The organism is Methylobacterium sp. 174MFSha1.1, assembly GCF_900116815.1.
Taxonomy (GTDB): domain Bacteria; phylum Pseudomonadota; class Alphaproteobacteria; order Rhizobiales; family Beijerinckiaceae; genus Methylobacterium.
In genome coordinates, this window is the sequence record NZ_FPCB01000010.1 from 244,025 (window position 1) to 267,844 (window position 23,820).

A 23,820-nucleotide genomic window follows, 5' to 3' on the forward strand; every position below is an offset into this window, starting at 1 on the left:
ATCGTGGGCGGGCAGCCCGCTCAGAGCGGGGCGGGCCGCTGCCACCGGCTGAGCCAGACATCGTTCTGCCAGTTCTCGTATCCGAAGAGTTCTCCCTGGCGCCGCTCCCGATCCCGGGTCCATTCGCCGGGTTCGGCGAGCAGGGCACGCATGGCATCGATCCTCCATGCCTCGCCGGACAACGCGTAAAACACGTTTCGAACCTCGCCTTGCGGCAAGATCGGAGCGGGTTCGACATATTCCCGTTTGATCAGGCAAACTCGAGACACGTGTCGATCGAACAGGCGCTAATATCTGACGGGGCATTCCGGCTCGTCGTCGTTGATTGTCATGAAGTGGGCGAGTGGCTTGATGCCGCGCAACATCAGGCCGAGTTCGCGATTTCATCCCGGAGCGTCAGCAATTATGGATCCCGGGTTCTCGCTTGCAGCGAGCCCCGGTATGACGTGGAGAGAGGCCGGCCTATGTGAAGATCGATTGGCCCAACCGCTCAAAAAGGCTCTTCAGAGATCGGCCGCCGCCTCGATCGCCGCCATGTCGTCGTCCGAGAGCCCGACATGGTGGCCGATCTCGTGCACCAGCACGTGGGCGACCAGATGACCGAGGGTCTCGTCGTGCTCGGCCCAGTAGTCGAGCAGGGGACGGCGGTAGAGCCAGACCATGTTGGGGAATTGCCCGGTGGCGAGGCTCAGGGCGCCGCCGCCCTGCGCCAGGCCGGTGCCGCGAAACAGGCCGAGGAGGTCGAACTCGCTCTCGCAGCCCATCTCCGCCAGCGTCTCCTCGTCGGGAAACTCCTCGACCCGGATCACCACGCCCTCGCACAGGGCGCGGAACTCGTCCGGCAGGCGCGCGAAGGCGGCCTCGGCCAGGGCCTCGATGGCGGCGAGGTCGGGGGCCCGCAACGGGCTCCAGTCGGTCTCGGACATGCGGATCTCGCGTTCGGGGATCACCACAGGTGCAGCTGCCGGCCGAGCAGCCAGGCCAGCACGACGAAAGCCACGGCCCCGAGGCCGCGGCCGATGCGCCGGCCCCAGACCTCGACGGGATCGTGATCTCCCGGCCCGTCCTGTCCGGGCGGGAGTGGCGGGCTCACGCCGCGAGAGCCGGGGCGACCCGGTCGGTCAGGAAGCCCGCGAGGTCGTTGGTGATGTGGTCGATATGGGGGGCGCGCACCGCCTCCTGCTCGAAGCTCTCGCGGAACGGGTCGATGGTGCGGGGCACCACCAGCACCGTCGCCATGCCGAGGTCGTGCGGGACGACGAGGTTCTTGGCGATGTCCTCGAACAGGGCCGAGCGGGTCGGGTCGACCCCGTGGCGGTCGAGGAATTTCTCGTAGGCCGAGCGCTCGGGCTTCGGCACGAAATCGGCCGCCGCGATGTCGAACACGTCCTCGAAATGGTCGAGGATGCCGAGCTTCTTCGCCACGTTCTCGGCGTGGCGGCGCGAGCCGTTGGTGAGGATCAGCTTGCGGCCGGGCAGCCCCTCGATGGCGACGCCGAGATCCGGATTGAGCGCGATGCTCGAATGGTCGATGTCGTGGGCGAAGTCGAGGAACTCGTAGGGGTCGATCTTCCACTCGGCCATCAGCGCGCGCAAAGTCGTGCCGTAGCGGTGGTAGAAGTATTTCTGCAGCGCGCGGGCCGAGATCCCGTCGAGCCCGAACAGATTCATCACATAGAGGGTGATGCGCTCGTCGACCTGCGGCCAGACGCGGGCGTCGTGGGGATAGAGCGTGTTGTCGAGGTCGAACACCCAGGTGTCGATCCCGGAGAAGCCGCGGGCCTGAGGCGCGGTGAGGTGGCTCTCGCCTGGCAGGAGCAAGGGACGGTCCGGCGACGGGGGCCCCACGGCCCCGGACGCCCAAGATAAGCGAGGCGGGGCGGAAGGGAAGATGAAAGAAGGGACTTGCGGGTCGGGCGGCCGTCGGGTCGGCCGCCCGGTTCTCCGGCGTCAGGACCGGCGGATCAGCGTGCCGGCGCCGTAATCGGTGAACAGCTCGAGCAGCACCGCGTGCGGCACCTTGCCGTCGAGGATGACCACCGCCTCGACGCCCTGCTCCAGGGCGTAGATGCAGGTCTCGATCTTCGGGATCATGCCGGCCGTGATGGTCCCGTCGGCGATGAGCCGGCGGCAATCCTCGATCGACAGTTCCGGGATCAGCTTCTTGTTCTTGTCGAGCACGCCCGGCACGTCGGTGAGCAGAAGCAGGCGCTTGGCCCGCATCGCCCCGGCGATGGCACCCGCGAAGGTGTCGGCGTTGACGTTGTAGGTCTGGCCGTCGCCGCCCACCGCCACGGGAGCGAGGACCGGGATCAGCTCGGCCTTCAGCACCGCATCGAGGACCGTGCGGTCGACATGCTCCGGCTCGCCGACGAGGCCGAGATCGACGTGGCGCTCGATGTGCGAATCGGGATCGGTCACCGTGCGGGCGGCGCGGCGCGCCCGCACCATGTTGCCGTCCTTGCCGCACAGGCCGATCGCCTTGCCGCCCTCGGCCGAGATCCAGCCGACGATCTGCTTGTTGATCGAGCCGGCCAAGACCATCTCGACCACCTCGACGGTGGCCTCGTCGGTGACGCGCAGGCCCTCGCGGAACTCGGACTTGATGCCGAGCCGGTCGAGCATGCGGCCGATCTGCGGCCCGCCGCCATGGACCACCACCGGCTTGAGGCCCGACTGCTCCAGGAGCACGATGTCCTCGGCGAAGTCCTCGGCCGCCGCGCGGTCACCCATGGCGTGGCCGCCATACTTGATGACGACGACTTCCTGATCGTAGCGCTGCATGTGCGGCAGCGCCTGGACCAGGACCTCGGCCCGCACATGGACGTTGGGCAGCTGGACGTCGGGCGCTTTGTCCGCTCCGGAATCGCTCATCGTGGCGGGTTTCCTCTCGCAAGGTCGGGCCGGCGCCATCGCGGCAAGCGGCCGGGGACGGCGCGGCGTTCTACGCATCAACGTACGGCGTGTCACACTGAAATCTCGCGAGCGGACATTTCAACGCGACGGCTGCGCCCCGTCGGCCGCCGGGTTCTGGCCGCGGCCCGCGACGGTTCGATGACGGTCGGCTTTACTGAGGGTTAACCACGATCCCTGCATCCTGTGGACGGTCCACCGGATCTCCGAACGATGCGCCTCGCCGACACACTCCTGCCGCGCCCCGCCCTCACCAGCCCGTCGCTGCTCGCCGCGACGGTCACCTCGCTCAGCCACCGCGCCGCCAGCCGCCAGGATCTCTGGCGCCTGCTCACCGACAGCTACACCGTCGACCTCGACGAGGTGGCCGCGGTGCTGCCGCGCCAGGAGCCCGAGCCGGACTGGCTGCCGACGAAGCGGTGAGGCGGTCGCTCAGCCCGCCACCCGCAGTATATCCCCCGCCCGCACCTCACCGCCTGAGACCACCTCGGCGTAGATGCCGCAATCGGCATGCCCGAGGTTCTTCTGCAGGGCCTCCGGGATCGCGAGGTCGCGCTGGCCGGTGGCCGGATCGACGTTGGTGGCGGCGCAGCGCACGATGCGCTTCGTCACCTTCAAGCGCAGGCCCGCCTCCGTCGCCAGTTCCGCCCCGACGAGGTCGAGTTCGGCGAAGGCCGGCAGCCCGGTGACGTGCAGGTTGCCCCGGAAGCGCAGGGGATCCACCGCCGCCCCGACCATGTCCTCGACCGCGGCCACGCTCGCCAGGTTGATGAGCGAGACGAAGCCGCCGCGCGAATCGGTGAAGCGGTAGCCCTCCGGCGCCGCCAGCACCTTCGGGGGGCCGCGCAGCTCCGTCGGCACGAAGCGGCGGAAGAACGCCTCGATGGAAAGCCGCCCCTCCGGCGTGGCGAGGTCGCCGCGCGCGACCTCCCGCCCGCCCTCGTGGATCGTCAGCACGCCGGTGGCGTCGTCGTACACGGTCGAGAGGCGCGCCAGCGCCTCGTTGCGCATCAGCATCAGGTACTTGATCTTGGGCTGATGCACCGGCGCGGCCGGGTCGAAGCCGCTCGGGCCGTTCTCGACCGCGAACAGCCGGTCGCCCGGGAAATAGGCGCCGGTAGTCAGCGCCGCCGAGGTCAGGGGCTCGGGGGAGAGGCCCTTCACCGGGTAGCGGTGGAGGGCGGTGACGGTGAGGGAGGCCTGCGTCATGGCCTCTTGCGTAACGGAAATCCGCCGCGCTGAAAATCGGGTGCCGCCGGCCCATCACGGCGTGCCGCCAAGCCATCCCCCGGCCGCATGCCTCCGGCCCGCAAATCGCGGCGCCGCCCCCTTGTGTTACCGATATGTCACACCACATGGGGAGAGCCGGCAGCTTCCTGGAAGGGCCGGCGCCCGGCGCGCGACCGACGCGCGAGGGCGAGAACCCACCGGTCTCCCGATGCCTCGCCACGAGGGCGGAGGGACCGGCCAAGGAGGAGCGAATTCATGAACTTCGAGAAATACACCGAGCGGGCGCGGGGCTTCGTGCAGTCGGCGCAGTCGCTTGCGCTCCGCGAGGGCCACCCGCAGCTGGCGCCCGCCCACGTGCTGAAGGTGCTGCTCGACGATCCCGAGGGCCTGTGCGCGGGCCTGATCGACCGCGCCGGCGGCCAGTCGCGCGTGGCGCTGGCCCAGACCGAGGCGTGGCTCGCCAAGCAGCCGAAGGTGTCGGGCGGCGCGTCGCAGCCGCAGGCGACCCGCGAGCTGATGCGCCTGTTCGACACCGCCGAGAAGGCCGCCGAGAAGGCCGGTGATTCCTACGTCACCGTAGAGCGCCTGCTGCTGGCCCTCGCCGTCGAGAAGGACACGGATGCCGGCAAGATCCTCAGCCAGGCGGGCGTCACCGCGGCCTCGCTCAACGGCGCGATCAATGCCCTGCGCAAGGGCCGCACCGCCGACAACGCCACGGCCGAGAACGCCTACGACGCGCTGAAGAAATACGCCCGCGACCTCACCGAGGCGGCCCGCGACGGCAAGCTTGACCCGGTGATCGGCCGCGACGAGGAGATCCGCCGCACCATCCAGGTGCTGTCGCGGCGCACCAAGAACAACCCGGTCCTCATCGGCGAGCCCGGCGTCGGCAAGACCGCCATCGTCGAGGGTCTGGCCCTGCGCATCGTCAACGGCGACGTGCCGGAATCGCTTCGCGACAAGCAGCTCCTCGCCCTCGACATGGGCGCGCTGATCGCCGGCGCGAAGTATCGCGGCGAGTTCGAGGAGCGCCTCAAGGGCGTGCTCTCCGAGGTGACCGCGGCCGAGGGCCAGATCATCCTGTTCATCGACGAGATGCACACGCTGGTCGGCGCCGGCAAGGCGGACGGGGCGATGGACGCCTCGAACCTCCTGAAGCCCGCGCTCGCCCGCGGCGAGCTGCACTGCGTCGGCGCGACCACGCTCGACGAGTACCGCAAGCACGTCGAGAAGGATGCGGCGCTCGCCCGGCGCTTCCAGCCGGTCTTCGTCTCGGAGCCGACCGTCGAGGACACGGTCTCGATCCTGCGCGGCATCAAGGAGAAGTACGAGCAGCATCACAAGGTGCGGATCCAGGATTCGGCGCTGGTGGCGGCCGCGACCCTGTCGAACCGCTACATCACGGACCGCTTCCTGCCCGACAAAGCGATCGACCTCGTCGACGAGGCGGCCTCGCGCCTGCGCATGCAGGTCGATTCGAAGCCGGAGGAGCTCGACAGCATCGACCGCGAGATCGTGCGCCTCAAGATCGAGGCCGAGGCCCTGAAAAAGGAAACCGATTCCGCCTCCCGTGATCGCCTGACGCGGCTGGAGAAGGAGCTCGGCGACCTCGAGGAGCAGTCGGCGGCGATCACCGCGCGCTGGAAGGCCGAGAAGGACAAGCTGGGACGTGCGGCGGAGTTGAAGACGAAGCTCGACGCGGCCCGCAACGACCTCGCGGCGGCGCAGCGCCAGGGCCAGTACCAGAAGGCGGGCGAGCTCGCCTACGGCATCATCCCGGGTCTGGAGCGCGAGCTCGCCGAGATCGAGGCCAGGGGTGCCGACGGGTCGCGCGGCAACGGCTCCGGCATGATGGAGGAGGCGGTGACGCCGAGCCACATCGCCGGCGTGGTCTCGCGCTGGACCGGCGTGCCGGTCGACAAGATGCTGGAGGGCGAGCGCGAGAAGCTGCTCGGCATGGAGCAGGCGCTGGGCAAGCGCGTCGTCGGCCAGCACGAGGCGGTGGTGGCGGTCGCGACCGCCGTCCGGCGTGCCCGGGCGGGCCTGCAGGATCCGCACCGGCCGATCGGCTCGTTCATGTTCCTCGGCCCCACCGGCGTCGGCAAGACCGAGCTGACCAAGGCGCTCGCCGGCTTCCTGTTCGACGACGACACGGCGCTCGTGCGCATCGACATGTCCGAGTACATGGAGAAGCACGCGGTCGCCCGCCTGATCGGCGCGCCTCCGGGCTATGTCGGCTACGAGGAGGGCGGCGCGCTGACCGAGGCGGTGCGGCGCCGGCCCTACCAGGTCGTGCTGTTCGACGAGATCGAGAAGGCGCATCCGGACGTGTTCAACGTCCTCCTGCAAGTCCTCGACGATGGCAGGCTCACCGACGGGCAGGGGCGGACGGTCGACTTCCGCAATACGCTGATCGTCATGACGTCGAACCTCGGCTCGGAATACCTGGTCAACCAGCCGGAGGGCCAGGATACCGACGCGGTGCGCGACGACGTGATGAACGTGGTGCGCTCGCACTTCCGGCCGGAATTCCTGAACCGGGTCGACGAGATCATCCTGTTCCACCGCCTGCAGCGGCAGGAGATGGGGGCGATCGTCGACATCCAGCTCGGACGCCTCGCCAAGCTGCTGGACGACCGCAAGATCACCCTCGAGATCGAGCCCGACGCCCGCGCCTGGCTCGCCGAGAAGGGCTACGACTCCGCCTACGGCGCGCGCCCGTTGAAGCGCGTGATCCAGAAGGCGGTGCAGGACCCGCTCGCCGAGCAGATCCTGGCCGGCCGCGTCCATGACGGCGAGACGGTACCGGTCCGCCTCGGCCCCGCCGGCCTGTTCATCGGCGATCAGGCAGTGGCGCCGGACGAGCGCCGGCCGGCGAAGGCCTTGTTGAACTAAGGGTGTCCTTCGGGGCCCGCCTCCTTCCGGGGGCGGGCCCTTTCTTTACGCCCGACCTGTCGATCGACTTGGTTGATCGATCTGGCGCACAGACCGACATCTCTCCGTGTCATCCCGGGGCTCGGCGAAGCCGAGAACCCGGGATCCATAACCGCCGACGTTGGAGAACGAGGCGAATCGCGGTCCACCTTGTCTTGAATCGTCGGCGTTCATGGATCCCGGGTTCCGCATTCGCGGCCCCGGGATGACGTCGAGGGTCAGGATGACGCCGTGGGTCGGACAAGTCTTCAGCAGCCGAGCTGCCGCGCCAGATCCGCGAGGTCGGAGGCGGAAAAATCCACCGGTACGAGCGGTGCCGGCTCGCCGGTGCCGGGGCCGCTCTCGTCCGGCCGGGCGATGTGGGCGGTGGCGAGCCCGCAGGCGGCGGCCGCCGCGAGGTCGGAGGAGTGGGCCGCCACCATCATCACCTCGCCCGGCTGCAGCCGCAGGGCCTCGACGGCGCGGAGATAGACGGCGGGCTTCGGCTTGTAGTCCTGCACGAACTCGGCCCCGAGCACCGCGTCCCAGGGCAGGCGGTTGCGGCGGGCATGCGCGATGGCGAGCCGCACATGCGCGTTGGAGCACGGCGCCAGCAGGTACTTTTCGCGTAAGCGCACCAGGGCATCGGGCACCTCCGGCCAGGCGTCGAGCCGGTGCCAGGCCTGGACCAGCTCCTCGCGCGCCGCCGGCGGCACCGCTTCGGCGAGGGCGAGGCCGGCGAGCACGCTCTCCAGGCTCTCGCCGTGCAGGGTGTCGAGGTCGGTGTAGGCGCGGGCGCCCTGGCGGATCGGCTCCATGCCGGGCTGGTAGCGGTCGCGCCAGGCCCGCGCGAAGGCGCCTCCGTCGAGGTCGGGCCGGTACGGCGCCAGGATCCGCGCCGCCTCCCGGGCGACGCCGCCGTGCCAGTCGAGCAGGGTGCCGAAGACGTCGAAGATGAGGGCCTGGATCGCCATGCGGACCGCCTCCCGGGTTGGTTCGTGTTGCCCGCTGTTATCGGCCGGGAGACCCGTGCTTCAAGGTCGTCCATCACCATCGGGTGAGCGGGAGCGGCGCACGAGGTGGATCTGACAGAAATTTACCACTCGTTAATGATGCCGTCAGAGCATGCCCGGCATGTCGAGCTCCCGCAAATCACCTCCGGTTCCGAAGCACGAGACGGCTCCGCGGAACACCATCCTGCGGACCCAGGTAGACATCCTGCGGCAAAGCCTGCGCAGCCGCCCGACGATGATCGAGGAGTGGGAACAAGAGATGCAGCGGGATGATTCGGCCGAGCGGGCCGTGGGCCGCCTGACACGATTGAAAGCCAGTGGCAAGATGTGAGAAAGACTGTCCACTGGTGCACGTGGACGGTGTGGATGCGGGATTGATTTCTCGCAAGGGTTCGCTTCGGCGGCGAATGAACGGGACTATCGCGCCTGTCCCCGGCGAAACGGTGCGATTACGCGTGTTTCGTCGGCGTCCTCTGTCCAATATCTGACTGATACTGAGGCAGGCGCGGGTTCGCAGGTGCGCCGGACCGTGAGGCGGATCCGGTCTCGCCGATTCGGCCGGCTTCGACCGTCGTATAGCGACCAAGCACGGAAGCGTAGGCAAAAATTCTTCAAGAAATGAGGCGCAGGCCCTCCTCGCCCCGGCCCGCCATGCCGGGAGCGATGACGCGCTGTCACGCCGCTGCGGCGCCCCGGGTCGCCCGCCCGACCGCGAGGGCCAGCACGAGCCCGACGCCCGTCACCGGCACGACCAGCGCTTCCAGCCCGTAGCCGCGATAGGCCAGGCCCCCGGCCACGGCGCCGCCGACGAGCGCCAGCCAGGTGCAGGCATCCGGCACCCATCCGAAGGCCGGGCCGATCCGCGTCGCCGCCTGGGCGAGGGTGTGGCTGAGGCTGAACAGCGTGCCGGTCACGAAGGTGACGCCGGGGCGGAAGCCCGCGCTCCGGCGGAGCGCCGCGTTCTGCGCTCCCATGGCGGCGGCGAGGAGCGGCGCGACCGGTCCCGGCGCCGGGCTGACGGCGAGCGCGAGGGCGAGCACCAGGAGCGCGGCCTCGACGCCCAGGACCGCCGCCGGCCCCCAGCGACCGGGCACGCGCAGGGAGACCAGGCTGCCGCAGAACCCCCCGGCCAGGAACGACACGAACAGGAGGCCGATCTCCCAGGCGACCGGGTGTCCCGCCTGCGCCAGCGAGACCGCGAACTGGGTCGAGTTGCCGCTCATGAACGAGGTGTAGAGCCCGTCGAGCCGCAGGAAGCCGACGGCGTCGACGTAGCCGGCCGCGGCGGTGAGCAGGAGGCCGCCGGCGATGTCGAGGGGAGGGGTGTCGCGCATGAGGGGAGCTGAGGTCGTCTACGATTCGGGCGCGGCACTCTCCTGCGTGAGCGTGCGCCGCACCAGCATCAGGTCGGGGTCGGAGGGGTCCGTCCTTACCGTAAAGCCGAGCTTGCGGCACATCGCCAGCATGGTGGTGTTTTCACGTAGGACTTGGCCCTCGACGATTCGCAGCCCGTCCGCCCGGGCCCAGTCGAGCATCAGCCCCATCAGCGCCCAGCCGAGGCCGAGGCCCTTGAGGTCGGAGCGGACCAGGATCGCATATTCCCCGGTCTCGTGGTTGGCGTCGGCGTGGAGGCGCACCGCCCCCATCATCGTGCCGTTGGCCTCCTCGATCGCCACGAAGGCGATGGCGCGGGCGTAGTCGAGCTGGGTCAGGCGGGCGAGGAAGGCGTGGCTGAAGTCCCGCACCGGCGCGAAGAAGCGCAGGCGCAGGTCCTCGGCGCTGACCTGCCGGAAGAACGTCTCGAACAGCCCCTCGTCCTCGGCCCGCACCGGCCGCACCAGGATCCCCTGGCCGTCCAGCACGATGCGGCGCTCCCAGGCGCGGGGATAGGGCCGCACCGCGAAGCGGGCGTGGCTCGGGCCGGTCCCGGCGTCGCGGCGTCGCGCCGGCGGCAGCGGCGCCACGGCGGCGCGGGCATCCAGCGCGATCACGCCGTCGCGGTCGGCGAGCAGCGGGTTGATGTCGAGTTCGCGCAGCTCCGGCAGGTCGGCGGCGAGCTGGCCGAGCTTGACCAGCACCAGGGCCACCGCCGCCTCGTCCGCCGCCGCCACGTCGCGATAGGCCTTGAGCCGGCGCGCCACCCGGGTGCGGCCGATCAGGTCGGCGGCGAGCCGCCGGTCGAGGGGCGGCAGCGCCAGCGCCCGGTCGTCGATCACCTCGACCGCGGTGCCGCCGCGGCCGAACACCACCACGGGACCGAAGACCGGATCGTCGACGAGGCCCGCGATCAGCTCGCGGGCCTGCGTCCGCCGCAGCATCGCCTGGACGACGAAGCCGGTGACCCGGGCCCCGGGCCGCTCCTGGGCGACGCGCCCCAGCATCTCGCGGGCGGCGTCCCGCACCGCCGCCTCGCTGGTGAGGCCGAGCCGCACGCCGCCGACGTCGGATTTGTGCACCACGTCCGGCGAGACGAGCTTGAGCGCCACGGTGCCGCCCGCGGCGATGACCGGCCAGGCGGCCTCGGCCGCCGCGTCGGCGTCGGCCGCGAGCGTCACCGGCTGGGCCGGGATGCCGTAGGCGGCGAGCAGGTCGGCCATCTCGCGCGGGTCGAGCCAGGTGCGCCCTTCCGCGAGCACGCGGTCGACGATCATCCGCGCCGCGCCGGCATCCGGCACCAGGTCGTCGGGCAGCACCGCCGGGGTGGTGGTGAGGTCGTCCTGCGCCTCGCGGTAGCGCACGAGATGGGTGAAGCCCTCGACCGCGTCGGCATCGGTCGCGAAGCGCGGGATGCCGGCCTGGCTCAGGATCTCGCCCGCCGCCTCGTCGCCGACGGTGACGGCGAAGACCGGCCGGGCGCGAAAACTCCCCTTGCGGCCGGTCCTCACCGCCTCGACGATCGCGGTCGCCACCGCGCAGCCACCGGACAGGGCGGTCGGCACGTTGATCACCAGCACGGCGTCGTTGTCGCGGTCGGCGATCAGCGCCTCCAGGGACGCGGCGTAGCGCGGCCCGTCGGCATCGGCGCCGATATCGACCGGGTTGCGCCAATCCTCCGGGTCCGTGCCCGGCACCGCCGCCGCGAGCCGCGCCCGCGTCTCGTCCGAGAGGCCCGCGAGGGTGCCGCCGAGATCCAGCAGCCGGTCGACCGCGATGGCGCCGACGCCGCGGCCATTGGTCAGGATCGCGAGGCGCCGGCCGGGGAAGGGGCGCTGGCGCCCCAGCGTCTCGACCGCCGAGAACATCTCGTCGAGATCCTGTACCCGCAGCAGGCCCGCGCGGCGGAAGGCGGCGTCGTAGACCGCGTCGGTGCGGGCAAGAATCCCTGTGTGAGTGATCCCTGTGTGAGTGATCCCCGTATGCGGCGCGGCGCGGCCCTCGATGGCCCGGGCGGTGTCGTGCCGGCCGGAGCGCAGGACCACCACGGGCTTCGCCCGCGCGGCCGCCCGCGCCGCCGACATGAATTTCGGCGCATCGGTCACGCTGTCGATCGAGAGCACGATCGCCCGGGTATGGATGCAGCCGGCGAAGTGGTCGAGGCAGTCGGCGATGTCGACGTCGAGCGCGTTGCCGAGGGACACGATCCCCGAGAAGCCGGTGCCGCGTCCTTGCGCCCAGGCGACGATGCCCGCCGCCACCGTGCGCGACTGCGAGATCAGCGCGAGGTCGCCCGGGAGCGGCGCCCGGGCGAGCAGGCTGGCATTGAGGGCCGCGTTCGGCACCGCCAGCCCCATGCTGTCGGGCCCGACGAGGCGCAGGGAGTGCCGCCGCGCCGCGGCCCGCGCGGCCTCCGCGAGCGAATCCGGACCGCTGCCGAGGCCGGTGGTGATGATCACGGCCGCGCCGCAGCCCCGGCGGCCGGCCGCCTCCACCACCTCCGGCACGGTCTCGGGCGGGGTGACGATCACCACGAGGTCGGCGGGCTCGGGCAGGTCGGCGAGGTCGGCGAAGGCCTGCACGCCGGCGACGCTGTCGTGGCGCGGGTTCACCGGCCAGATCGGACCTTCGAAACCCGCCTCGCGCAGGTTGCGCAGGATCGCGGCGCCGAACGCGTTCGGCCGCGCGCTCGCGCCCACCAGAGCCACGGAGCGGGGGCTGAGGAGCCTGTCGAAGCGGTAGGTGCTCATGCGGGTCTCATGAGGGCGTCCGGGCGTCGGCGATCGTCGCGGCGGCGTCGCTCGCCATGGCGGCAGGTAGGGCGGGGTGGCCGGAAGGTCACGCCGGACCCTCGGCGGCCGGGTTCGACGGGAGTTCTGCCGCCGCGGTGAGGTCTCGGGGGATGACCGGTAATGCAGGTCGCTGATTGTGCATTGCAACATAATTCTATTGCGGTGCATCATGATGAATGATTAGCTACGGGCTCCCGGCGAATCCCGGCTTTCCGGACGCGCTCCTCGCGCCGGACAGAACCTCCAGGACCACCGATGCGTCTCCTCTCCCTCACCGCCCTCGGCCTCGTTCTCGCCACCGCGGCGGGCGCCGCGGAGCTGAACCCGCGCCAGGCCCACAGCCTCGATCTCGGCCCGGTGCGCGGCTCGGCCTATTACACCGTCGAGAAGGACGGCCTGCGCGTCGTCGCCACCCTGGCGCCGACGGAGTCCGACACGGCCACCCCGCTGCGGGTGATCACCACGCTCGCCTCTGAGCAGGTCGTCAGCTTCTCGGTGCCCGGCACCCAGGACGGCGCCGCCGCCTCGGTCGCCTTCGCCCGCCGCGGCGACCGGATCGAGGTCGCCTCGACCGGCTTCTGAGCCCTGCTGCCTCCCCGCGGATCACGGATCCGCGGGGGCGCTGCCCATCCTTGCTTCTGCGGCGTGCGCCGCCTGCCTTGCCCCCGCGGCGCCTGCGCCGCCTGCCTTGCCTCTGCGGCGCGCGCGCCGCTTGTCTTGTCGGCCGATCTTTGCCACCTGTCCGCCGGTTTCGACCGACCTCGCGCACGGGCCCCAAGGATCACGCCATGCCGACCCTCTCTCCCTTCTGGCGCAACGGCGCGCTCGCCCTCGGGCTCCTCTTGCCGGGAATGTTGCCCGGAGCTGCGCTCGCGCAAGCGCCGGCGCCCGCCGCCCCGGCCCCTGCCGCCCCCGCCCCGTCGCCCGACACGGTCGTGGCCAAGGTGAACGGCGCGGCCATCACCGCCGGCGACCTCGCGGTGGCGGCCGACGATCCGGCCCTGTCGCTTCCCGGCGTCGACGACGCGCAGAAGAAGGGTCTCCTCGTCGACTACATGGTCGACCTGAAGATCGGCGCCCAGGCCGCCGAGAAGGCGAAGATCGCCGAGAGCCCCGACTTCGTCCGCAAGCTCGCCTATTTTCGCGATAAGCTCCTCCTCGACGAGTACCTGGAGCGCGAAGCCAAGAAGGCGGTGACGCCGCAGGCCGAGCGGGCGCTCTACGACGAGACCGTCAAGGCGATGAAGCCCGAGGAGGAGGTTCACGCCCGCCACATCCTCGTCGACAACGAGGCCGAGGCCAAGAAGATCGCCGCGCGCCTGAAGGGCGGCGAGGACTTCGCCAAGGTCGCGGCCGAGACCTCGAAGGATCCCGGCTCCAAGGCCGAGGGTGGTGATCTCGGCTGGTTCACCAAGGAGCGGATGGTCGCGCCCTTCGCCGACGCGGCGTTCAAGATGGAGGCCGGCAAGATCTCCGAGCCGGTCAAGACCCAGTTCGGCTGGCACGTCATCAAGGTCGAGGAGAAGCGCACCAAGCCGGTGCCGAGCTTCGACGAGATGAAGGAGCAGGTCGAGGCCTACCTGACCCGCAAGACGCAGCAGGACCTCATCACCAAGCTGCGCGAGGGCGCCAAGATCGAGAAGACCGCGGCGGCGCCGGCCGTGCCCGCCCCGGCGCCGAAGGTGGACGAGAAGAAGAACTGAGGCTTGGTCCCCGAATGAGAACAGCCCCCGGAGCGTCGCTCCGAGGGCTGTTCTCATCGATTCGCCGCTTATGTTCATGCTAGCCGCGCCCTTTCCCGGACGACTGGAGCGATAGCGGAAGGAGATCCGGGATCCAGCACAAGAATCCGCGAAGCGTCCGCGTGTCTGCAACGGTGCAGCATGCAGAGCCGCTTCGCGGCACATCTCCCCTGGATCCCGGATCTCCTTCCGCTGACGCTCCAGTCGTCCGGGAAAGGGAGTGGAGCGGGACGGGCCCGCCCCCTGGCCCTACCGCAGCACCTGCGACAGGTTCGGCCCGCGCAACGCCGCCAGGGCCGCCATCCGCACCGGCGCGTTCGGCGCGCCGTAGAGGTCGTACCCGCCCTTGCGCTGCACGAGCTCGAAGTAGAACCGCTCCTCGAACGGCGTGGTGTAGAGCTGCAGGAACTCGCCGTCGCCGACCCGGTCGTAGAGGATGCTCAACGACTGCATCCGGGCGATCAGCGCGTCGTCGAGGCCGAAGCGGGCCGCCACGTCGTCGTAGTAGTTGGCCGGGATCGGCAGCAGCGTCACGCCCGCCTTCTTCAGGCTCTCCGCCGCCGCGAAGATGTCGTCGGTGGCGAGCGCGATGTGGTGCACGCCCGCGCCCGCGAAGCTCGTCACCAGGCGGGCGGTGGCGGTGTTGCGGCTCTCCGAGATGTTGAGCGGCAGGCGCATGGTGCGCTCCGCGTTCGACATCGCCTTGCTGCGCACGAGGCCATAGGGATCGGGCAGCACCACCACGTCCTCGGGTTCGAGGCCGAGCACCGCGCGGTAGAACAGCACCCAGGAATCGAGCTGGCCCTCGGGCAGGGCCTGCGCCACGTGGTCGATCCGGGTCAGCAGGCCGGCGGGCGCCGCGTCCCCGTCCATCACGAAGTCGTGCTCGAAGTCGCCGCCGGTCTGGGGATCGGTGAGGATGATCAGGCTGCCATCCGGCGCGCGGATCGACGGGAAGGTGTTCTCGTCCGGCCCGATCCGGCCGCCGAAGCGGGCGGCGCCGTAGGATTCGGCCCGGCCGAGAGCCGCGAGTGCGTCGTCGGTGGCGATGGCCTGGGCGCAGACCGAGGGGCCGTGCATCAGGAAGTAGGAGGCGGCGAAGGAATCCGGCTCGCGGTTGAGCACGATGCGGATCTCGCCCTGGCCGTAGAGAGTCACCGCCTTGCTGCGGTGCACGCCCAGGCGCGTGAAGCCGAGCTGGCCCAAGAGCCGCGCCAGCGCGCCCTCGCAGCGCTCGTCCACCGCCACCTCGATGAAGCGGTGGCCGGCGATGGCCGGCGGCAGCGGCGGGTCGAACAGCTCGACCCGGCGGCGGGGGCGCTTGGCCGGGGAGGGGGCCTGCGCGGCCGCCTCCTCGGTGCGCCGCACCCGCTCCTCGAGGAACAGCAGCGAGCGGTGTCCGTCGGCCGCGGTCTGGCGTGGGGGTGCCGCGCGCATCTCGTCGTTGAAGATCTCGAGCGAGATCGTGCCCGTGTAGCCGCAGGCGAGCACCGCCTGGAGGAAGCCCGGCACGTCGAGGTCGCCCTGGCCCGGCAGGCAGCGGAAGTGGCGGCTCAGGGTCAGCGGGTTCATGCCGATCCGCGGCGCATCCGCCAGCTGGACGAAGAACACCCGCTGGCCCGGGAGTTTCGCGATGCCCGACCAGTCGTCGGGGAGCGCGAGCGTGTGGAAACTGTCGAGGATCAGGCCGAGATGCGGGTGGTTCGCCCGCTCGACGATGCCCCAGGCCCGGTCGAAGGTGCGCACCTTGGTGCCCCAGGACAGGGCCTCGAAGCCGATCTTCAGGCCGCGCTTCGCCGCCCGCTCGGCGAGCTGGTAGAGCTGGTCGGCCATGCGGGCGTCGTCGTCCGAGACCTCGGTGCCGACATTGGAGCAGACCAGGATCAGGGGCGCGCCCAGCTCCTCCATCAGGTCGAACTTGCGCTCGGCCCGGTCGAGATTGCGCTTGAGCTGCGCGTCCGACACGCCCTCGAAATCGCGGAACGGCTGGAACAGGTCGATCGAGAGGCCGAGGTCGGAGGCGTAGCGGCGCACGTCGCGGGCGGCGCCGGTGTGGAACAGGAGGTCGTTCTCGAAGATCTCGACCCCGTCGAAGCGCGCCGCCGCGATCGCCTCCAGCTTCTCGACCAGCGTGCCGCTCACCGACACCGTGGCGATCGACTTCCTCATCGCGCTCTCCCTCTCCCGTTTTCGCCGGCTCTCCATCGCAAACGGGGCCGGCTCCGTCGAGCCCGAAGCGGCGGCCGGGCAGGCCGCGTTCTTTCGCGCTTGACATGAACGTACCGGTTAGTACATTTGGATTCAAGCGCGTCGCAATCGCGCCATCCGAGGAACGCACCGAGAGAGGAGCCCGCGATGGGCGCTGCCCCCACTTCCGTCCTTCCCCATTCGATTCTCGCCGGCCTGATCGGCAACGGCATCCAGGCCTCCCGCACCCCGGCGATGCACGAGCACGAGGGCGACGCGCAGGGCCTGCGGCTCCTCTACCAGAAGATCGATCTCGAGCGCTTGGGGTTGGGCGCCGACGCCCTGCCGGAGCTGCTGCAGGCGGCCGAGCGAATGGGTTTTTCGGGCCTCAACATCACCCATCCCTGCAAGCAGGCAGTGCTCGCCCACCTCGACGAGCTGTCGCCCGACGCGGCGGCGCTCGGCGCCGTCAACACGGTCGTGCTGCGCGACGGCAAGCGCGTCGGCCACAACACCGACTGGTGGGGCTTCGCCGAGGCGTTCCGGCGCGGCCTGCCGGACGTGAAACTCGACCGCGTGGTGCAGCTCGGCGCGGGCGGGGCCGGCGCGGCCGTGGCGCACGCGCTCCTCACCCTCGGGGTCAAGGACCTCGTCCTCAACGACATCGACCCGGCCCGGGCGGCGTCGGTGGCGGCCTCCCTGTGCGAGCGCTTCGGCGCCGGCCGGGCGCGGGCCTGCACCGACCTTCAGGCGGAGGTCGCGGCCGCCGACGGCCTCGTCCACTGCACGCCGACCGGCATGGACAAGTATCCGGGCCTGCCGCTGCCGGCGGAATACCTGCACCCAAAACTCTTCGTCGCCGAGATCGTCTACTTCCCGCTCGAGACCGCGCTCCTGCGCGAGGCGCGGCGGATCGGCTGCCGCACCCTCGACGGCGGCGGCATGGCGGTGTTCCAGGCGGTCGAGGCGTTCCGGCTCATCACCGGCCGGACCCCGGATCCGGAGCGGATGCTGCGCCACTTCGCCGAGCTCGGCCGGACGGCCTGAGGCTTTTCCCCCGGCCGGCGGCGCGCGCCGCGGCCCAACTCTTCCAGAATGCGGCCCGACCCAACGGGCCCGTCCTCTCCTCCATCCCAGGAAACGCCCGATGACCTCAACCGTCCTTCCGGCGGCCGCGCTGGCCGCCGACGAGCCCGAGGCCGTGAAAACCCCGAAGAAGGCCGCACTCGCGAGCTGGATCGGCAGCGCGGTCGAGTATTATGACTTCTTCATCTACGGCACTGCCGCGGCGCTGATCTTCCCAAAACTGTTCTTCTCGGCCGCGAACCCGCAGGCGGCGGCGATCGCCTCGTTCGCGACCTTCGGCGTCGCCTACATCACCCGGCCGCTCGGCGCGGTGGCGCTCGGCCATATCGGCGACCGCTTCGGCCGCAAGAAGGTGCTCACCTTCACGCTGCTCCTGATGGGCATCTCGACCTTCATGATCGGCTGCCTGCCGACCTACGACCAGCTCGGCATCCTGTCGCCGATCCTGCTCGTCATCGCCCGCCTGCTCCAGGGCATCTCGGCCGCGGGCGAGCAGGCCGGCGCCAACTCGATGACCCTCGAACACGCGCCTTCGAACAAGCGCGCCTTCTTCACCAGCTTCACCCTGAGCGGCACGCAGGCCGGGCTGATCCTCGCCACGCTGGTCTTCCTGCCGATCACCCAGATGCCCGAGGCGCAGATGCTGTCCTGGGGCTGGCGCATCCCGTTCTTCCTCAGCGCCCTCGTGGTCGCCGTCGGCTTCTGGGTCCGCCGCACCCTGCCGGAGACCCCGGTCTTCGAGAAGGAGCAGGAGGAGCACACCCACGCGAAGGCGGAGCTTCCGGTCGCGATGCTGTTCCGCACCCAGTGGGACGACGTGGTGCGGGTGATCTTCGCGGCGCTCGTCTCGGTGGTGAGCACGATCTTCAGCGTCTTCACCCTGTCCTACGCCGTCAATACGATGCAGATCGACCGCTCGACGATGCTGACCGTGCTGATCCTGGCCAACGTCGTGGCGCTCGGCGCGATCCCGGCCTTCGCGGCCCTGTCCGACCGGATCGGCCGCCGCCCGGTCTTCATCTTCGGCGCGCTCGGCTCCGCGGCGCTGATCTGGCCCTACATGTGGGCGATCAGCCAGGGCAACTTAGCCCTCATCTTCTGCTTCGGCATCCTGCTCTCGGGCGTGGTCTACAGCGCCGCCAACGGGGTGTGGCCGTCGCTCTACGGTGAGATGTTCGACACCAAGGTCCGCCTGTCGGGCATGGCGATCGGCACCCAGATCGGCTTCGCGCTCGGCGGCTTCGCCCCGGTGATCAGCGCCTCGCTGCTCGGCACCGGCCCGACCGGCTGGGTCCCGGTGGCACTGTTCGTCACCGCCACGGCGGGCATCGCCGCGGTCTCGATCTTCACGGCGCGGGAGACCTACCGGACGCCGATGGAGCAGCTCGGCAAGCGCTGAGAACTGGTATTGCCGGCGTCAGGGCGCCGGCACCTAAACTTTCAGGCTGCCCCGGCGCCGCATCACGGTGCCGGGGCAGCCTTGTCTTTTCGCGATGCTGCGTGGCCGTGCGCGACTGGCATACCCGATCAGATCAGGGCTGTCCGACAGAAGAGTTGGCGCGGGTTTCCCCCTCCCCCCTCTGCGGGGGAGGGTGCCCGGCGGAGCCGGGCGGGAGAGGGGCAGCGCGACGCTGTTCCAGGGAGCGCCCTTCGCGACGCCTCCGCCCTATCCGGAAGCGGCGTCCCCTCTCCCGGCTCGCTTACGCTCGCCACCCTCCCCCGCAGAGGGGGGAGGGGGAAACCCGCGCTTCATTTCAAGGAGGACTTGCCCCGGACAGCCCGGCGATCAAAAACAACTCAGTCTATCCCCGTCTCTTGACTGTCCCCCGCACGCGCGCACACTCCCCGAACCGCACTCCGGAGAGAGCGCGACCGACGGGAGGAACACCATGCTGACGCGACGCGGTTTCGCGGGATTTGCCTCGTGCGCGATCTGCAGCCTGACCGGCTTTCTCGCCACCGAGGCCGGGGCGCAGACGCCGCCCGCTGCGACGCCGGGGGTGAAGCGCAAGGTCCTGGGCCAGACCGAGGGGCCGGCCCCCGGCTACGTCACCATCACCGCGGAGGTCGAGATCGAGCCCGGCGTGCTGGTCGGCCGCCACACCCATCCGGGCATCGAGGCGGGCTACGTCCTGGACGGCGAGATCGAGCTGCCGATCGAGGGCCAGCCGACCCGCGTGCTCAAGGCCGGCGACGCCTTCCAGGTCCCGGCGGGCGTGCCCCATGCCGGCGCGAAGAGCGGGGCCAAGTCGGTCCGCATCCTCAGCACCTACATCGTCGAGAAGGGCAAGCCGCTGGCCTCGCCGGCATAGGCGTCAGCCCCGCGCCCCGCGCAAGATCAGGCGGCTGCCCCGCACCTCGTAGGAGTTCAGCCGCTCCAGGAAGCTCATCCCGAGCAGGTTCACGCCGAGCGCCCCGGGCTTCGTCACCAGGGCGGCGACGCGCGTCTCGGTGATCGGCCCGACCGCCACCGTGTCGAGCACCACAGGGGCCGCGGCGGTGCGGCCGTTGGCGGTCTGGACCTGGACCCGGTAGGCGCCCGGGCCCGGGTGGAGGCCGAGTTGGGTCGCGGTCTCGGCGGTGAGCACCACCGCGCTCGCGCCGGTATCGAAGGCGAAGGCCTGCGCACGGCCGTTGACCTTGGCCTGCACCGTGAAGCCGCCATCGACCCGCCGGGCGATCACCACCTCGTCGCCGCGCCCCGGCACCGGCTCGCCCGGCCGCATCTCGCCGAGCGCCCGGAACGCCATGTCCCGCGCCGCGTCGCGATAGGCGTAGAGGCCGGCCGCGCCCGACCCGATCCCGATCCAGAGCAGCAGCGAGACGAGCCCCTCGCCGAGGCCCGACCGGAACCGGTTGCCGACGCCGTTCAGAATCATCAGGGCCGCGCCGCCGGCCGCCGCGAGTCCGGCCGCCTCGTCGGGGCGCAGGCCCGCGACCTCGCGCCCGCCAAAAGCATTCAGCGCATAGGCGCAGGCGAGGAGCAGGAGTCCGATGCCGACGGCGCCCGGCACGGGCGTCAGGCCAGGGCCGGGGCCGGCGCGGGCTCCGGCTCGGGATCAGCGGCCGCGAGCCGCGCCGGCAGCCCGGCCATGATCCGCAGCCGCTCCGGCTCGGACAGGGAACCCCAGGCGGCGATCTCGGCAGCCGTGCGGCCGCAGCCCTCGCACAGGCCGGTGACGGGATCGAGGACGCAGAGGCGGATGCAGGGGGAGGAGGCGGGCATCAGGCGGGAATCGCGATCACGAGGGCGAGGAGGGCGGCGATCTCGGCCAGCTGCTGGCTCGCGCCGATCACGTCGCCGGTCTGGCCGCCGACGAGGCGGGCTGCCATGCGGCTCAGCGTCCAGGCGGCGAGGAAGGCGAGGAGTCCCGCGAGGCTTAAGGACAGCCAGGGCAGGCCGAGGAGGCCGGCGGCGGCGAGCACGGCGAGGCAGAGCGCCCAGGCGGTGGCGTGGGTCGCGGTCGTCGGCCGGCCGACCGCGTGGGCGGCGCCGTCCGGCCGGGCCGGAGGGAGGCGGCAGAGAGGCCACAGGGCGGCGGTGCGCGACAAAGCCGCCGCCATCAGAAAGGCGACGGCGACGCGCCAGCCGATCCGGTCGGCGAGGGTGGCGAGCGCCCCGATGCGCAGCGCATAGGACAGGACCAGGGCGGCGGCCCCGTAGGCGCCGATGCGGCTGTCGCGCATGATCTCGAGGCGCCGCGTCGGCGTGGCGCCGCCGCCGAACCCGTCCGCCACGTCGGCGAGGCCGTCCTCGTGCAAGGCGCCGGTGACCAGCGTCGTGAAGGCGAGCGCCAGGGTCGCGGCGAGGAACGGCCCGAGGCCGAGCGCCAGGGAGGCGGCGAGCGCGACGGCGCCCGCCGCTCCGATCACCAGGCCGGCCAGCGGCAGCATCCGCGGCACGGTGCGGAAATCCGGCGCGGCGTGGACGTCGGTCTCGCCCGGCAGGGCCGGGACCGGCAGGCGGCTGTAGAAGCGCAGGCAGGCGGCGAGGTCGGCGAGGGGAGGCCACGGGCCGGAGCGGGGCACGGGCGGCTCGAACGCGTCGTCGGCCCGATCAGGCCCCATGTTCAATCCTGTCCCCATTCGCCCACGTGCCCCGCCGCTAGGCGCCCCTGCACCTCTGGATTCGCCCCTCCGGCATTTTGCTGTATCTGCACGCCTCACGATAGCCCGCCAAGCGGGTTGCCCCCGCAGGACACCGATTCCCATGGCCGACACCCCGACCGACGCCGCCCCGTTCGACGACATCCGCCGCCTGATCGCCACCATGCCGGGGCCGGACGAATCCGCCGCCGCCGAGGTCTCGGCCCGCGACTCGCTCCTGACCAAGCCCGCCGGCAGCCTCGGCCGGCTCGAATTCCTCGCCGCCTGGATGGCGGCCTGGCAGGGCAAGGCACCGCCGAGCCTCGACCGGCCGCTGGTCTGCGTCTTCGCCGGCAGCCACGGCGTGGCGAACAGAGGCGTCTCGGCCTACCCGTCGACGGTCAACCGCCAGATGCTCGACAATTTCGCCGCGGGCGGGGCGGCGATCAACCAGATCTGCGCCGCCTACGGGCTCGGCTTCAAGGTGTTCGACCTCGCCATCGACATGCCGACCGGCGACATCACGACCGAGCCGGCGATGACCGAGAAGGCTTGCGTCGCCACGATGGCGTTCGGCATGGAGGCGGTGGCGGCGGGCACCGACGGGCTCGCCGTCGGCGAGATGGGCATCGGCAATACCACGGTGGCGGCGGCGATCTACGCCGCGCTCTACGGCGGCGAGCCGGCCCGCTGGGTCGGCCGCGGCACCGGCATCGACGAGGCGGGCTTCTCCCGCAAGGTCGCGGCGGTCGAGGCGGCGCTCACCTGCCACCAGGGCCATCTCGACGACCCGCTCGCCGTGATGGCGCGCTTAGGCGGCCGCGAGATCGCCGCGATGGCCGGGGCGATCCTGGCGGCGCGGCAGCAGCGGGTGCCGGTGGTGATCGACGGCTACGTCTCGACGGCCGCCGCCGCGCTCCTCCACGCCGTCGATCCCCGCGCCCTCGACCATTGCCTCGCCGGCCACGTCTCGGCGGAGGGCGACCACGCCGCGGTGCTGGAGCGCCTCGGCCTGCGCCCGCTCCTCGACTTGGGGCTCCGCCTCGGCGAGGGCAGCGGCGCCGCGCTCGCGCTCGGCCTCGTCAAGGCGGCGGTGGCCTGCCACCGCGAGATGGCGACCTTCGCGCAGGCGGGGGTGTCGGGGCCGGTGTGATCGGGACGCTAGGGTAATCGGGACGCCAAGTCTCTCGACGTCGCTGCCACCGTCGGGGTCATCCCGGGTTCCGCTACGCGGCCCCGGGATGACGCGGAGGGTTAGAAGAACTGTCGGTTCGAGCGACGATACCGTCAATCTTGCGTCAGGCCTTCCGCGCCATCGCCTTGCGCATCCGCCCGACGAGCGCCCAGAGTCGCGGATCGCGCTTGATCCGCCGCTTCAGGCGGGCGCCCGCCCCGGCCGCCGCCCCGTAGGCCCGGCCGCGCAGGCTCACCGGGATCACCGCATCGACGAGGGCGATCGTCTCGTCGCAGACGCTCGCCTTGTAGCGCGCCTCGCCGACCCCGAGGTCGAGGGCGGTGCGGCCGCGTAAGGACTGGTCGCGGATCAGCGCCTGGAGCAGCAGGTCGCCGGGGCTGAAGCGGGCGAGCGCGGGATCGGGATCGAACGAGGTCAGCATGCCGCTGAAGCGCGTGGCATCGACCGCGCCCACGAAGGTGGCGAGGATGCGTCCCCCCTCCGTCCGCAGGGCGTGCAGCTCCAGGGCGCCGGCCCGGTGCGCGGCCGCGAGGAAGTCCCGCGCCGCCGGATCGGCGAACGGGTCGCGGATGCCATCTTGCGCGAACCGCACCGCCTTCTGGGCGAGATAGGCCGAGAGGATCTCCTCGCCCTCGGCGACGTCCGCCGCGACCCGGTGCGCGACGGGGCCGTGCGCGGCGACCAGCCATTTCTCCTTCTGGCGCAGCTTTCGGCGCGCGTCGCCGCTCAAGCACCGCTTCAGCACGGCGTCAGGATCGGCCTCAAGGGCCAGGCCGTAGGCGTCGCTCGGCGAGGGCGAGCCCGCGGCCAGCGGATTCGCCACGCCGTTCCACAGCCGCGGCTGGTCCGGCAGATGGATCACGTCGAGGCCGGCCTCGGCGCCGGCGCGGCGCAGCGCCCGGGCATAGGCGTCGGCCGGCAGAGCCATCGCCTCCGGGCCGGAGAAGAGCGGCATGTGGAAATTCGCGTGCCGGCCGCCGATCACCCGGGCGACGCGGATGCCGGCCTCGCGATGCGTGTACAGCGGCAGGAGCGCGACGGGCCGCCCGCCTGAATCGCGCAGCAGCACCGGGCAGGGCCGTGCCCCCGCCGGCAGCAGGTGCGCGCAGGCGGCCACCCAGTCGAAGCGCTGATAGGGCGTCATCACCGCGCCGGGCGTCGCCTCGAGCGCACGCCAGGGTGCCTCGGCCGCCGCGAGGCCGGAGAAGATCTCGGGCGTCAGGGTGGGCGACGGCGCCGGGCCGGCCGCCACGCCCTCCGCTGCGAGTTGCATCGTGCCGCTCATCGCT

General features: G+C 71.3%; 23 protein-coding genes. 9 read left to right on the forward strand and 14 right to left on the reverse strand.

Translation table 11 applies throughout. From position 1 onward, the window contains the following. Positions 1 to 20 precede the first annotated feature (20 nt). The 5 genes from BM430_RS35540 to argB all read right to left on the reverse strand — a co-directional run bounded on the left by BM430_RS35540 (position 21) and on the right by argB (position 2,874). Complete coding sequence (locus tag BM430_RS35540) at positions 21 to 152, reverse strand: hypothetical protein (RefSeq protein ID WP_280142269.1); 132 nt, start codon at positions 150 to 152, stop codon at positions 21 to 23. Positions 153 to 503: 351 nt separating this feature from the next. Further along, a complete protein-coding gene (locus BM430_RS09985; protein ID WP_093567084.1) occupies positions 504 to 926 on the reverse strand; it encodes a metallopeptidase family protein in 423 nt (140 codons plus the stop codon). Positions 927 to 946: 20 nt separating this feature from the next. Further along, positions 947 to 1,093 carry a hypothetical protein gene (locus BM430_RS34635; protein ID WP_177302999.1) on the reverse strand — a complete coding sequence of 49 codons (147 nt, stop codon included), beginning with the start codon at positions 1,091 to 1,093 and terminating at the stop codon, positions 947 to 949. Further along, complete coding sequence (locus tag BM430_RS09990; RefSeq protein WP_093567085.1) at positions 1,090 to 1,821, reverse strand: pyrimidine 5'-nucleotidase; 732 nt, start codon at positions 1,819 to 1,821, stop codon at positions 1,090 to 1,092. The genes BM430_RS34635 and BM430_RS09990 overlap by 4 nt, the downstream gene beginning before the upstream one ends. A gap of 129 nt (positions 1,822 to 1,950) precedes the next feature. Then, positions 1,951 to 2,874 (reverse strand): acetylglutamate kinase, encoded by a 924-nt coding sequence (gene argB, locus BM430_RS09995; protein WP_093567086.1) that lies wholly within the window; start codon positions 2,872 to 2,874, stop codon positions 1,951 to 1,953. 252 nt (positions 2,875 to 3,126) lie between these two features. Here argB and BM430_RS10000 point away from each other — a divergent pair, with 252 nt between their 5' ends. Then, entirely contained in the window at positions 3,127 to 3,336 is a 210-nt protein-coding gene (locus tag BM430_RS10000; RefSeq protein ID WP_093567087.1) for a hypothetical protein, read from the forward strand. Positions 3,337 to 3,345: 9 nt separating this feature from the next. On the opposite strand, the gene BM430_RS10005 is transcribed toward BM430_RS10000, so the two are convergent. Continuing rightward, positions 3,346 to 4,122, reverse strand: coding sequence for an MOSC domain-containing protein (locus BM430_RS10005; protein WP_093567088.1), 777 nt, complete (start codon positions 4,120 to 4,122; stop codon positions 3,346 to 3,348). A 276-nt stretch (positions 4,123 to 4,398) separates the two neighbouring features. Here BM430_RS10005 and clpB point away from each other — a divergent pair, with 276 nt between their 5' ends. After that, complete coding sequence (gene clpB / locus BM430_RS10010) at positions 4,399 to 7,038, forward strand: ATP-dependent chaperone ClpB (protein ID WP_093567089.1); 2,640 nt, start codon at positions 4,399 to 4,401, stop codon at positions 7,036 to 7,038. 287 nt (positions 7,039 to 7,325) lie between these two features. Here the strand turns inward: clpB and BM430_RS10015 are convergent, their stop codons facing one another. Then, on the reverse strand, positions 7,326 to 8,030 hold the full coding sequence (locus BM430_RS10015) for a haloacid dehalogenase type II (RefSeq protein WP_093567090.1): 705 nt from the start codon (positions 8,028 to 8,030) through the stop codon (positions 7,326 to 7,328). 151 nt (positions 8,031 to 8,181) lie between these two features. Between BM430_RS10015 and BM430_RS10020 the strand changes: the two genes are divergently transcribed. Next, the gene (locus tag BM430_RS10020; RefSeq protein WP_093567091.1) at positions 8,182 to 8,400 is read left to right on the forward strand and encodes a hypothetical protein; all 219 of its coding nucleotides are present in this window, start codon (positions 8,182 to 8,184) and stop codon (positions 8,398 to 8,400) included. 343 nt (positions 8,401 to 8,743) lie between these two features. On the opposite strand, the gene BM430_RS10025 is transcribed toward BM430_RS10020, so the two are convergent. Both BM430_RS10025 and BM430_RS10030 read right to left on the reverse strand, forming a co-directional pair. After that, complete coding sequence (locus BM430_RS10025) at positions 8,744 to 9,403, reverse strand: YoaK family protein (protein ID WP_093567092.1); 660 nt, start codon at positions 9,401 to 9,403, stop codon at positions 8,744 to 8,746. An 18-nt stretch (positions 9,404 to 9,421) separates the two neighbouring features. Further along, the gene (locus tag BM430_RS10030; RefSeq protein ID WP_093567093.1) at positions 9,422 to 12,193 is read right to left on the reverse strand and encodes a bifunctional acetate--CoA ligase family protein/GNAT family N-acetyltransferase; all 2,772 of its coding nucleotides are present in this window, start codon (positions 12,191 to 12,193) and stop codon (positions 9,422 to 9,424) included. A gap of 297 nt (positions 12,194 to 12,490) precedes the next feature. Between BM430_RS10030 and BM430_RS10035 the strand changes: the two genes are divergently transcribed. Continuing rightward, positions 12,491 to 12,817 carry a hypothetical protein gene (locus BM430_RS10035; protein ID WP_093567094.1) on the forward strand — a complete coding sequence of 109 codons (327 nt, stop codon included), beginning with the start codon at positions 12,491 to 12,493 and terminating at the stop codon, positions 12,815 to 12,817. 206 nt (positions 12,818 to 13,023) lie between these two features. Next, the gene (locus tag BM430_RS10040; protein WP_093567095.1) at positions 13,024 to 13,938 is read left to right on the forward strand and encodes a peptidylprolyl isomerase; all 915 of its coding nucleotides are present in this window, start codon (positions 13,024 to 13,026) and stop codon (positions 13,936 to 13,938) included. 288 nt (positions 13,939 to 14,226) lie between these two features. Here the strand turns inward: BM430_RS10040 and BM430_RS10045 are convergent, their stop codons facing one another. Then, a complete protein-coding gene (locus tag BM430_RS10045; RefSeq protein ID WP_093567096.1) occupies positions 14,227 to 16,146 on the reverse strand; it encodes a bifunctional sugar phosphate isomerase/epimerase/4-hydroxyphenylpyruvate dioxygenase family protein in 1,920 nt (639 codons plus the stop codon). Positions 16,147 to 16,332: 186 nt separating this feature from the next. On the opposite strand from BM430_RS10045, the gene BM430_RS10050 reads away from it, so the two are divergent. The 3 genes from BM430_RS10050 to BM430_RS10060 all read left to right on the forward strand — a co-directional run bounded on the left by BM430_RS10050 (position 16,333) and on the right by BM430_RS10060 (position 19,562). Continuing rightward, the gene (locus BM430_RS10050; protein WP_093567097.1) at positions 16,333 to 17,211 is read left to right on the forward strand and encodes a shikimate dehydrogenase; all 879 of its coding nucleotides are present in this window, start codon (positions 16,333 to 16,335) and stop codon (positions 17,209 to 17,211) included. Between the two features lie 100 nt (positions 17,212 to 17,311). Further along, entirely contained in the window at positions 17,312 to 18,649 is a 1,338-nt protein-coding gene (locus BM430_RS10055; RefSeq protein ID WP_093567098.1) for an MFS transporter, read from the forward strand. Between the two features lie 490 nt (positions 18,650 to 19,139). After that, positions 19,140 to 19,562, forward strand: coding sequence for a cupin domain-containing protein (locus BM430_RS10060; RefSeq protein ID WP_093567099.1), 423 nt, complete (start codon positions 19,140 to 19,142; stop codon positions 19,560 to 19,562). 3 nt (positions 19,563 to 19,565) lie between these two features. On the opposite strand, the gene BM430_RS10065 is transcribed toward BM430_RS10060, so the two are convergent. Genes BM430_RS10065 through cobS form a run of 3 tightly spaced genes read right to left on the reverse strand, consistent with a single transcriptional unit; the run spans position 19,566 to position 21,318 of the window. After that, on the reverse strand, positions 19,566 to 20,264 hold the full coding sequence (locus BM430_RS10065; protein WP_244539413.1) for a retropepsin-like aspartic protease family protein: 699 nt from the start codon (positions 20,262 to 20,264) through the stop codon (positions 19,566 to 19,568). A 5-nt stretch (positions 20,265 to 20,269) separates the two neighbouring features. Continuing rightward, positions 20,270 to 20,476, reverse strand: a complete 207-nt coding sequence (locus BM430_RS10070; protein WP_093567100.1) for a DUF1289 domain-containing protein — start codon at positions 20,474 to 20,476, stop codon at positions 20,270 to 20,272. Further along, positions 20,476 to 21,318 carry an adenosylcobinamide-GDP ribazoletransferase gene (gene cobS / locus BM430_RS10075; protein ID WP_244539414.1) on the reverse strand — a complete coding sequence of 281 codons (843 nt, stop codon included), beginning with the start codon at positions 21,316 to 21,318 and terminating at the stop codon, positions 20,476 to 20,478. The genes BM430_RS10070 and cobS overlap by 1 nt, the downstream gene beginning before the upstream one ends. A gap of 142 nt (positions 21,319 to 21,460) precedes the next feature. Between cobS and cobT the strand changes: the two genes are divergently transcribed. Further along, entirely contained in the window at positions 21,461 to 22,489 is a 1,029-nt protein-coding gene (gene cobT / locus BM430_RS10080) for a nicotinate-nucleotide--dimethylbenzimidazole phosphoribosyltransferase (protein WP_093567102.1), read from the forward strand. Positions 22,490 to 22,634: 145 nt separating this feature from the next. On the opposite strand, the gene BM430_RS10085 is transcribed toward cobT, so the two are convergent. Beyond that, positions 22,635 to 23,816, reverse strand: a complete 1,182-nt coding sequence (locus tag BM430_RS10085) for a GNAT family N-acetyltransferase (RefSeq protein ID WP_093567103.1) — start codon at positions 23,814 to 23,816, stop codon at positions 22,635 to 22,637. Positions 23,817 to 23,820 lie beyond the last annotated feature (4 nt).

Coding starts and splice junctions, on each gene's coding strand:
- BM430_RS35540 (WP_280142269.1), bottom strand. CDS start 152: ATGCGTGCCCTGCTCGCCGAACCCGGCGAATGGACCCGGGATCGGGAG.
- BM430_RS09985 (WP_093567084.1), bottom strand. CDS start 926: ATGTCCGAGACCGACTGGAGCCCGTTGCGGGCCCCCGACCTCGCCGCC.
- argB (WP_093567086.1), bottom strand. CDS start 2,874: ATGAGCGATTCCGGAGCGGACAAAGCGCCCGACGTCCAGCTGCCCAAC.
- BM430_RS10000 (WP_093567087.1), top strand. CDS start 3,127: ATGCGCCTCGCCGACACACTCCTGCCGCGCCCCGCCCTCACCAGCCCG.
- BM430_RS10005 (WP_093567088.1), bottom strand. CDS start 4,122: ATGACGCAGGCCTCCCTCACCGTCACCGCCCTCCACCGCTACCCGGTG.
- clpB (WP_093567089.1), top strand. CDS start 4,399: ATGAACTTCGAGAAATACACCGAGCGGGCGCGGGGCTTCGTGCAGTCG.
- BM430_RS10015 (WP_093567090.1), bottom strand. CDS start 8,030: ATGGCGATCCAGGCCCTCATCTTCGACGTCTTCGGCACCCTGCTCGAC.
- BM430_RS10020 (WP_093567091.1), top strand. CDS start 8,182: ATGCCCGGCATGTCGAGCTCCCGCAAATCACCTCCGGTTCCGAAGCAC.
- BM430_RS10025 (WP_093567092.1), bottom strand. CDS start 9,403: ATGCGCGACACCCCTCCCCTCGACATCGCCGGCGGCCTCCTGCTCACC.
- BM430_RS10030 (WP_093567093.1), bottom strand. CDS start 12,193: ATGAGCACCTACCGCTTCGACAGGCTCCTCAGCCCCCGCTCCGTGGCT.
- BM430_RS10035 (WP_093567094.1), top strand. CDS start 12,491: ATGCGTCTCCTCTCCCTCACCGCCCTCGGCCTCGTTCTCGCCACCGCG.
- BM430_RS10040 (WP_093567095.1), top strand. CDS start 13,024: ATGCCGACCCTCTCTCCCTTCTGGCGCAACGGCGCGCTCGCCCTCGGG.
- BM430_RS10045 (WP_093567096.1), bottom strand. CDS start 16,146: ATGAGGAAGTCGATCGCCACGGTGTCGGTGAGCGGCACGCTGGTCGAG.
- BM430_RS10050 (WP_093567097.1), top strand. CDS start 16,333: ATGGGCGCTGCCCCCACTTCCGTCCTTCCCCATTCGATTCTCGCCGGC.
- BM430_RS10055 (WP_093567098.1), top strand. CDS start 17,312: ATGACCTCAACCGTCCTTCCGGCGGCCGCGCTGGCCGCCGACGAGCCC.
- BM430_RS10060 (WP_093567099.1), top strand. CDS start 19,140: ATGCTGACGCGACGCGGTTTCGCGGGATTTGCCTCGTGCGCGATCTGC.
- BM430_RS10070 (WP_093567100.1), bottom strand. CDS start 20,476: ATGCCCGCCTCCTCCCCCTGCATCCGCCTCTGCGTCCTCGATCCCGTC.
- cobS (WP_244539414.1), bottom strand. CDS start 21,318: ATGGGGCCTGATCGGGCCGACGACGCGTTCGAGCCGCCCGTGCCCCGC.
- cobT (WP_093567102.1), top strand. CDS start 21,461: ATGGCCGACACCCCGACCGACGCCGCCCCGTTCGACGACATCCGCCGC.
- BM430_RS10085 (WP_093567103.1), bottom strand. CDS start 23,816: ATGAGCGGCACGATGCAACTCGCAGCGGAGGGCGTGGCGGCCGGCCCG.